This is a genomic window from Amycolatopsis kentuckyensis (assembly GCF_002155975.1).
Lineage (GTDB): Bacteria > Actinomycetota > Actinomycetes > Mycobacteriales > Pseudonocardiaceae > Amycolatopsis > Amycolatopsis kentuckyensis.
The window spans coordinates 1-7,707 of record NZ_MUMI01000551.1; the positions used below are offsets into that span (position 1 = coordinate 1).

At 71.7% G+C, this 7,707-nt stretch carries 8 protein-coding genes; 5 read left to right on the plus strand and 3 right to left on the minus strand.

Annotated features, from left to right (window positions below; translation table 11 throughout):
- A partial coding sequence (locus CCN39_RS41415) for an alpha/beta hydrolase (protein WP_143264352.1) occupies positions 1-443 on the minus strand: 443 nt, incomplete at its 3' end.
- Positions 444-580: 137 nt separating this feature from the next.
- On the opposite strand from CCN39_RS41415, the gene CCN39_RS41420 reads away from it, so the two are divergent.
- Positions 581-961, plus strand: coding sequence for an OB-fold nucleic acid binding domain-containing protein (locus CCN39_RS41420; RefSeq protein ID WP_013224481.1), 381 nt, complete (start codon positions 581-583; stop codon positions 959-961).
- Positions 962-970: 9 nt separating this feature from the next.
- The gene (locus CCN39_RS41425) at positions 971-1,690 is read left to right on the plus strand and encodes a DUF3159 domain-containing protein (RefSeq protein ID WP_086851803.1); all 720 of its coding nucleotides are present in this window, start codon (positions 971-973) and stop codon (positions 1,688-1,690) included.
- A gap of 336 nt (positions 1,691-2,026) precedes the next feature.
- On the opposite strand, the gene CCN39_RS41430 is transcribed toward CCN39_RS41425, so the two are convergent.
- Both CCN39_RS41430 and CCN39_RS41435 read right to left on the minus strand, forming a co-directional pair.
- Positions 2,027-2,683 (minus strand): potassium channel family protein, encoded by a 657-nt coding sequence (locus CCN39_RS41430; RefSeq protein WP_086851805.1) that lies wholly within the window; start codon positions 2,681-2,683, stop codon positions 2,027-2,029.
- Positions 2,680-3,345, minus strand: coding sequence for a potassium channel family protein (locus CCN39_RS41435; protein WP_086851807.1), 666 nt, complete (start codon positions 3,343-3,345; stop codon positions 2,680-2,682). Before CCN39_RS41435 ends, CCN39_RS41430 begins: the two co-directional genes overlap by 4 nt.
- A gap of 92 nt (positions 3,346-3,437) precedes the next feature.
- Between CCN39_RS41435 and CCN39_RS41440 the strand changes: the two genes are divergently transcribed.
- From CCN39_RS41440 to CCN39_RS41450, 3 genes are read left to right on the plus strand one after another with little or no spacing between them, the layout of a single operon-like run.
- Complete coding sequence (locus CCN39_RS41440) at positions 3,438-5,471, plus strand: APC family permease (RefSeq protein ID WP_208630613.1); 2,034 nt, start codon at positions 3,438-3,440, stop codon at positions 5,469-5,471.
- A complete protein-coding gene (locus CCN39_RS41445; protein ID WP_086851811.1) occupies positions 5,468-6,655 on the plus strand; it encodes a class I SAM-dependent RNA methyltransferase in 1,188 nt (395 codons plus the stop codon). The genes CCN39_RS41440 and CCN39_RS41445 overlap by 4 nt, the downstream gene beginning before the upstream one ends.
- A 33-nt stretch (positions 6,656-6,688) precedes the next feature.
- Positions 6,689-7,252 (plus strand): TIGR03086 family metal-binding protein, encoded by a 564-nt coding sequence (locus CCN39_RS41450; protein ID WP_086851813.1) that lies wholly within the window; start codon positions 6,689-6,691, stop codon positions 7,250-7,252.
- Positions 7,253-7,707 lie beyond the last annotated feature (455 nt).

Genomic DNA, 7,707 nt, shown 5'->3' on the forward strand with positions numbered 1-7,707 from the left:
AGGCCGTCCGCCAGCCCGGCGCCGTGCCGCCGCCACGCCCGGTCCAGTTCCGCCCGCAGCCAGGCCGGGCTGCCTTCGGTCTGCGCCAGCGCCGCGCCGACGCCGGAAGCGGCCACCAGATCCGCCGTCAGCGTCGCGGCGAGCGAGGCGGGTGCCGGGCCCGGGACGCCGTTCCAGGCCGGGAGCGCGGCCAGCAGGCCCCCGCAACGGGCCTGGTTGCGCACGGCCCACTCCGCGGCGAGGTGGGCGCCGAACGAAATGCCGCCGACGAGCAGTTCGCCGTGTTCGTCGGCCAGCGCGTCGAGCGTCGCCAGGTAGCCGTCGGCGAGCGCCGCGCCCGGGGGCGGCGGTGGCGCGATGAGCGGGACACCGAGGGCGCGCAGTGGCCGTTCGAAGACGGCCCGGACGAACACCTCGTCCGAGCCGGTGCCGGGCAGCAGCACCGCGGCGGGAACTCTGATTGCGGACGTCACGTTGCAATCCTTGCGCAAAGGCGTTTCCCTGACGGGGACCGCAGCTACGCTGGAAATCGCACGGGCCGCATGCACCACGTCGGGGGCCCCGGAGCACAGGAGCACCTATGTCCGCCAAAGACGGCGGCTACTTCAGCCGGTTGGTTCGCAAGCTGACCAGCGACGTCGAGGAACTCGACGCCGACGAGATGTCGATGAGGTCGGGCGCGGAGGGGGCGCAGCGGGCCTGCGACTGCCGCTCCGGCGAAGAGGTCACCGTGATGGGCCGGCTCCGCAGCGTCGAGCTCTGCCCGACCAACGAAGCCGCCACGCTGGAGGCCGAGCTGTTCGACGGGACACAGGGCGTGACGCTAATCTGGCTCGGCCGCCGCCGGATCCCGGGCATCGAGCCTGGCCGGACGATCAAGGTGCGCGGCCGGATGGCCGAGCGTGACGGCCAGAAGGTGCTGTACAACCCCTATTACGAGCTCCAGAGCCCAGTGAGTTGATCACCCATCGTGACTGAACCCGCCCCGAGCGAGAAGAAGACCGACGAGGAAGAGCCGCAGCCGACCCTGCTCGAGCAGATGGGCGGGGTGTCCGGCCTGATCTACTCGTCGGTGCCGGTGATCGTCTTCGTGCTGGCGAACTCGTTCTTCGGCCTGACCGCGGCCATCTGGACGTCGATCGGCAGCGCGGTGGCCATCACGGTGCTGCGCGTGGTCCGCAAGGAGCCCCTCCAGCCGGCGATCTCCGGCTTCTTCGGCGTCGCGATCGCGGCGTTCATCGCCTACCGCACGGGGTCGGCGAAGGGGTTCTTCCTGTTCGGGATCTACGCGAGCTTGATCTACTGCGGCATCTTCGTGCTGTCGGTGGTGGTCCGCTGGCCGATCGCGGGCGTGGTCTGGAACATGCTCAACGGCACGGGCCAGGCGTGGCGCAAGGACAAGCCCTCCCGCTACGGCTACGACGTCGCGACCCTGGCCATGGCGGCGATCTTCGCGGCCCGGTTCGTGGTGCAGCGCTGGCTCTACCAGGAGGACTACACGGGCTGGCTCGCCTTCGCGAAGATCGCGATGGGTTACCCGCTGTACGCGCTGGGCCTGCTGGTGGTCGTGTGGGCGGTCCGCCGGTCGGACAAGCGCCTCAAGGCCCTGGCGGAGTCGGAGCCGGCCCCGGAGACCGACGCCGAGGTCGAGGCCCGCCTGCGCCAAAAGTACGCAACCCCCGAAGCCTGACAACCCCCGCGCGTGGGGGCGCCCCCCGGTTCCGACTCTACCGGCAGGCACCGACAGTTTCGCCGTGTCGACCGCCCGATCACGCGTGACGACCCTTCAATCACGCGTGATGCCTCTCCAATCACGCGAGAGGCCCCTGATCACGCGAGATGCCCTTTCCGGCACGTGGGATCCGGCCCCGATCACGCGAGTCCCGTCCCCAATCACGTCAGTTCGGGGCCTAATCACGCGAGTTCCGGGCCCGATCACGCGAGTTCCGTCCCGAATCACGCGAGACGCGCCCCGCGGACAGCCGCGAAAAAGCCCCCGGCGAACCAGCCGGGGGCCTCGCCGGCCTCAATACCCGAGCGCCGTCCGGATCTCCGGCTCCACGTCCGCGGTCGCCACGAACAGCAGCTCGTCTCCCGGCTCCAGCGGGTCCTCCGGCTGCGGCACGATCACCCGGTCGCCGCGCAGGATCGTCACCAAAGCCGAATCCCGTGGCAGCGTCAGGTCGCTTACCGGCTTCCCGGCCAGCGGCGTCTCCGCCGGCAGCGTCAGCTCGACCAGGTTCGCGTTGCTCTGCCGGAACGTCATCAGCCGCACCAGGTCGCCGACGCTCACCGCTTCCTCGACCATCGCCGCCAGCATCCGCGGGGTCGAGACCGCCACGTCGACGCCCCACGCGTCGGTGAACAGCCACTCGTTGGCCGGGTTGTTCACCCGGGCCACCACGCGCCGCACCGCGAACTCCGTCTTGGCCAGCAGCGAGACCACCAGGTTCGCCTTGTCGTCGCCCGTCGCGGCGATGACGACGTCGCACTGCTCGATCCCGGACTCCTCCAGGATCGAGACCTCGCAGGCGTCGCCGAGCACCCAGTCGGCCTGCTCGACGGCGTGCGGCTCGAACTGGTCGGCTTCGCGCTCGATGAGCATCACCTGGTGCCTGCCGTCGATCAGCTCGGCGGCGATGGAGCGGCCGACCGCCCCGGCGCCCGCAATCGCGACCCTCATGCCTCGTCCTCCGGTTCGCGGTGGGCCACACTGGTCACGTCGGTGACGGTGCCGGACCGCGCGGCCACCCACACGACGTCGTCGGCCTGCAGCACCGTCTTGGTGTCGGGCAGCACAGCGGTGCCGAACCGCATGATGAACGCCACCCGCGCGCCGGTCGCCTCCTGCAGGGACCGCACCGAGTGCCCCACCCAGCCCTCGTGCAGCGGCAGCTGCAGCAGCGCCACGTTGCCCGACGGGTCACGCCACGCCGACGCGACGCCGTCCGGCAGCAGGGAGCGCAGGAACCGGTCGGTGGTCCACGGCACCGTCGCGACCGTCGGGATGCCCAGCCGCTCGTACACGGCCGCGCGCTTGTGGTCGTAGATCCGCGCGACGACGTGCTCGATGCCGAAGTTCTCGCGCGCGACCCGCGCCGAAATGATGTTCGAGTTGTCTCCGCTGGACACCGCCGCGAACGCGCCGGCCCGCTCGATGCCGGCTTCGATCAGCACCCGGCGGTCGAAACCGACGCCGACGACCTGCTGGCCGTGGAAGTCGCTGCCGAGCCGGCGGAACGCCTGCTGGTTCTTGTCGATGACGGCCACCTCGTGGCCGAGCCGCTCCAGCGCAGCGGCCAGGGACGCGCCTACCCGGCCGCATCCCATGATCACCACGTGCACGCCCTGCCTCCTCCTCGGCGGTTACCCGTCCGTACCTGCCCCTATCTACCAGCGCCGAACCTACCGTGCCGGGAGAACGTTAGGCTTCCGTGGTGTCGAAGTTCCCGACCGTGCTGAAACGCCTGGTCCTCGGACGTCCGTTCCGCAGTGACCGGCTGTCCCACACGCTGCTGCCCAAGCGCATCGCGCTGCCGATCTTCGCGTCGGACGCGCTCTCGAGCGTCGCCTACGCCCCGGAAGAGATCTTCCTGACGCTGAGCGTCGCCGGGCTGTCCGCGTACGCGCTCGCGCCGTGGATCGGCGTCATGGTGGCCCTGGTCATGCTGGTCGTCGTCGCCTCGTACCGGCAGAACGTGCACGCCTACCCGAGCGGCGGCGGCGACTACGAGGTCGCCAACACGAACCTGGGCGGCAAGTTCGGCCTCACCGTGGCCAGCGCCCTGCTCGTCGACTACGTGCTGACCGTCGCGGTGTCCACTTCGTCCGGTGTGGCCAACATCGGCTCGGCGGTCCCGTGGGTCGCGCAACACAAAGTGCTCGCGTCGATCGTCATCGTGGTCGTGCTGACGTCGCTGAACCTGCGCGGCATCCGCGAGTCGGGCAAGGCCTTCGCGATCCCGACCTACGGGTTCATCCTGGGCATCCTGGTCATGGTCGCCTGGGGCCTGGTGCAGGCCGCCACCGGCACCGAGATGAAGGCCGAGAGCGCCGGCTTCACGCTGACCGCCGAAGGCACCTTCGCGGGCGTCGGGTACGCCTTCCTGGTGCTGCGGGCGTTCTCCTCCGGCGCCGCCGCGCTGACCGGGGTGGAGGCGATCAGCAACGGCGTCCCGGCGTTCCAGAAGCCGAAGTCGAAGAACGCCGCCACCACGCTGCTGATGATGGGCCTGCTCGCGGTCACCATGCTGGTCGGCATCATCACGCTGGCCACGATCACCGACGTCAAGTTCGCCGAGGACCCGGCGCGGCAGCTCGAGGGCGCGCCCGCCGGCTACGAGCAGAAGACGATCGTGGCGCAGATCGCGCACGCGGTGTTCGCCGACTTCCCGCCGGCGTTCTACTACATCTCCTTCTCCACCGGCATCATCCTGCTGCTGGCCGCGAACACCGCGTTCAACGGTTTCCCGGTGCTGGGCTCGATCCTGGCGCAGGACCGCTACCTGCCGCGCCAGCTGCACACGCGTGGCGACAGGCTGGCGTTCTCCAACGGCATCCTGTTCCTGTCCGCCTTCGCGCTGGTGCTGATCATCGCGTTCGACGCCGAGGTGACGCGGCTGATCCAGCTCTACATCGTGGGCGTGTTCGTGTCGTTCACGGTCAGCCAGGCGGGCATGATCCGGCACTGGAACCGGTTGCTGGCCAGGGAAACCGATCCCGGCGTCCGGCGGCGGATGCGGCGCTCGCAGACGGTGAACGCGATCGGCCTGACCATGACCGCGACCGTCCTGGTGATCGTGCTGATCACCAAGTTCCTGCTCGGCGCGTGGATCGCGATCGCCGCGATGGTGGCCATCTTCGCGCTGATGACGGCGATCCGGCGGCACTACGACCGCGTCGCCGACGAGCTGAAGGAGCTCGGCGACACCCCGACCGTGCTGCCGTCGCGCAACCACGCGATCGTCCTGGTGTCCAAACTGCACCGGCCGACGCTGCGCGCGCTGGCCTACGCCAAGGCGATGCGCCCGGACGTCCTCGAGGCCGTGACGGTCAATGTGGACGATGCCGACACCCGCAAGCTCACCGCCGAATGGGACGCGCACAACTTCAAGGTGCCGCTGAAGGTCGTCGAATCGCCCTACCGCGAGATCACGAAACCGGTGCTCGACTACGTGAAGCGCGTGCGCGGCGACAATCCACGCAACGTGGTCACCGTGTTCATCCCGGAGTACGTGGTCGGGCACTGGTGGGAGCAGGTGCTGCACAACCAGAGCGCGCTGCGGCTCAAGGGCCGGCTGCTGTTCCAGTCCGGGGTGATCGTGGCGAGCGTGCCGTGGCAGCTGGAGTCGTCGGCCAAGGCGGCCGCGCGGGTCCGCAACGAGCGCCCCGCGGCGGGCGACGTCCGCCGCGGGTTTTCGCCCAACGGGAAGCCGATCGCGGCGCCCAAGCCGAAGGAGCCGGCCGAATGACGAGCTGGCTGGGCCGCGTCCTCGAGGTCGAGGTCGGCGCGGTCGCGCACGGCGGCCACTGCGTCGCCCGCGCGGAGGGACGGGTCGTGTTCGTCCGGCACGCGCTGCCGGGCGAGCAGGTCCGCGTCGAGGTCACCGAGGACAACGGCGGCTCGTTCTGCCGCGGGGACGCCGTCGAGGTGCTCTCGCCGTCGCCGCACCGGGTTCCGCCGCCGTGCCCGCTGGCCGTGCCGGGCGGCTGCGGCGGGTGCGACTGGCAGCACGCTTCGCCGGACTACCAGCGCTCGCTGAAGGCGGCGGTGGTCGCCGAGCAGCTGCAGCGGCTGGCGGGCATCGAGCGGGACGTCGTCGTGGAGGCCCTCGACGGCGGGCCGCTGGACTGGCGCAGCCGCGTCCGGCTGGTCGCCGGCCACGACGGGCGCGCGGGGCTGCGGGCCCACCACAGCCACCGGGTGGTGGCCCTGGACGACTGCCCGATCGCCGTTCCCGGCGAGCTCGACGACGTCCTGGCGCGGCGCTGGCGGCCGGGCAGCGAGCTGGAGGTCACCCAGGACGGTGACGGCGGGGTGCACGTCCGGGAACTGTCGACGGTGCGCGGGAAGGTGCGGGCCCGGCAGCTGACCGGCGGGGTCGCGGTCCAGCACGCGGCGGGCCGGGACTGGCGCCTCGACGCGCACGGTTTCTGGCAGGTCCACCCGGCGGCGGCGTCGACGCTGGCCGCGGTCGTGGGGGAGTGGGCGGAGGCGCCGTCCGGAGGCACGGCCTGGGACCTCTACGCGGGGGTCGGGCTGTTCGCGTCGGTGCTGGCGGCCCAGGTCGGAACGGCGGGCCGGGTGCTGGCGGTCGAGTCCGGCCGGCGCGCGGTGGCCGACGGCGAGCGCAACCTCGCGGACCTGCCGCAGGTTTCGTGGCAGGCCGGGCGGGTGGAGCACGTGCTGGCGTCGGCGGCCAAGCCGGTCGACGTGGTGGTGCTGGACCCGCCGCGGAAGGGCGCCGGCAAGGCGGTCGTGGAGTCGATCGTGGCGGGTGCCCCGGACCGGATCGTGTACGTGGCCTGCGACCCGGCGGCGCTGGCGCGCGACGTGGCGACCTTCGCGGCCCACGGGTACTCGCTGACGGACCTGCGGGCGTTCGACGCGTTCCCGATGACCCACCACGTGGAGTGCGTGGCGCTGCTGTCGTGAGTTTTTGTCGGTGGTGGTCGGCACACTGTCCGCATGACTGCTCTCGACGACTTCGACCTCGCAGCTTCGACGGTGACCGCCCTGGTCACCGCGGTCCGTGCCGACCAGTGGGCGCTCCCGACGGCGTGCGCCGACTGGGACGTGCGCGCGGTCGTGAACCACGTGGCGCACGGCAACGCGAAAGTGGCGTTCTGGGCGGGCACGGGCCCACCGGCCCCGGACGGCGATTACCTGGGCGCTTCGCCGGTCGAGGCGTTCGCCGCGTCGGTGGCGGCGGCCCGGGCGGTGCTGGCTGCGCCCGGGTTGTTCACGCGGCAGGTGACGACCCCGCTCGGTGAGGTACCGGGGGTGTTCCTGGTGCACATGAGGGTGAACGAGTACCTGGCCCACGGCTGGGACATCGCGGAGGCGACGGGCCAGCCGACGGATCTGGCGCCCGAGCTGGCGTCGCGGGCGCTGGAGCAGTGGCGGTCCCGCTTCGGTGTGACACCGCGGCAGCCGGGTGGACCGTTCGGCCCGGAGCTCCCGCCACCCCCGAACGCGACGGCGGCTGATCGGCTGGCGGCGTTCCTGGGCCGGAAGGCGGTGAACGGCTAGGTCGTGACGAAGAAGTCCCCGCGGCAGCCGGACCAGTAGCCCCGACGGCGAACTGCGCGGCGGGGCGATCGGGGGCTTCGGGTTGCCCTCGGTGCGCCGGAACGCCGCGCCTCGCCGCCGTGGTGCGGTGGCGGCCGGTCGGCCGCGGAGTCTGCAGGGAACCTCGCCCTGCGCGGTGCTCCGCGAGGGCGGCCGCGCGGTGGCGGCCGGACGGTCGTTGCGGTTGGTAGCGGGGTCTGCCGGGGACCTCATGCTGCCCGGCGTCCCGCGAGCGTGGCCGCGCGGTGGTGGCCGGACGGTCGTTGCGGTTGGTAGCGGGATCTGCCGGGGATCTCATGCTGCCCGGCGTCCCGCGAGCGTGGCCGCGCGGTGGCGGCCGGTTGGTCGCAGGGGTCTGCCGGGCCCTCACCCTGCGCGGTGCTCCGCGAGCGCCGCGGTGCGGTGGCGGCCGGTCG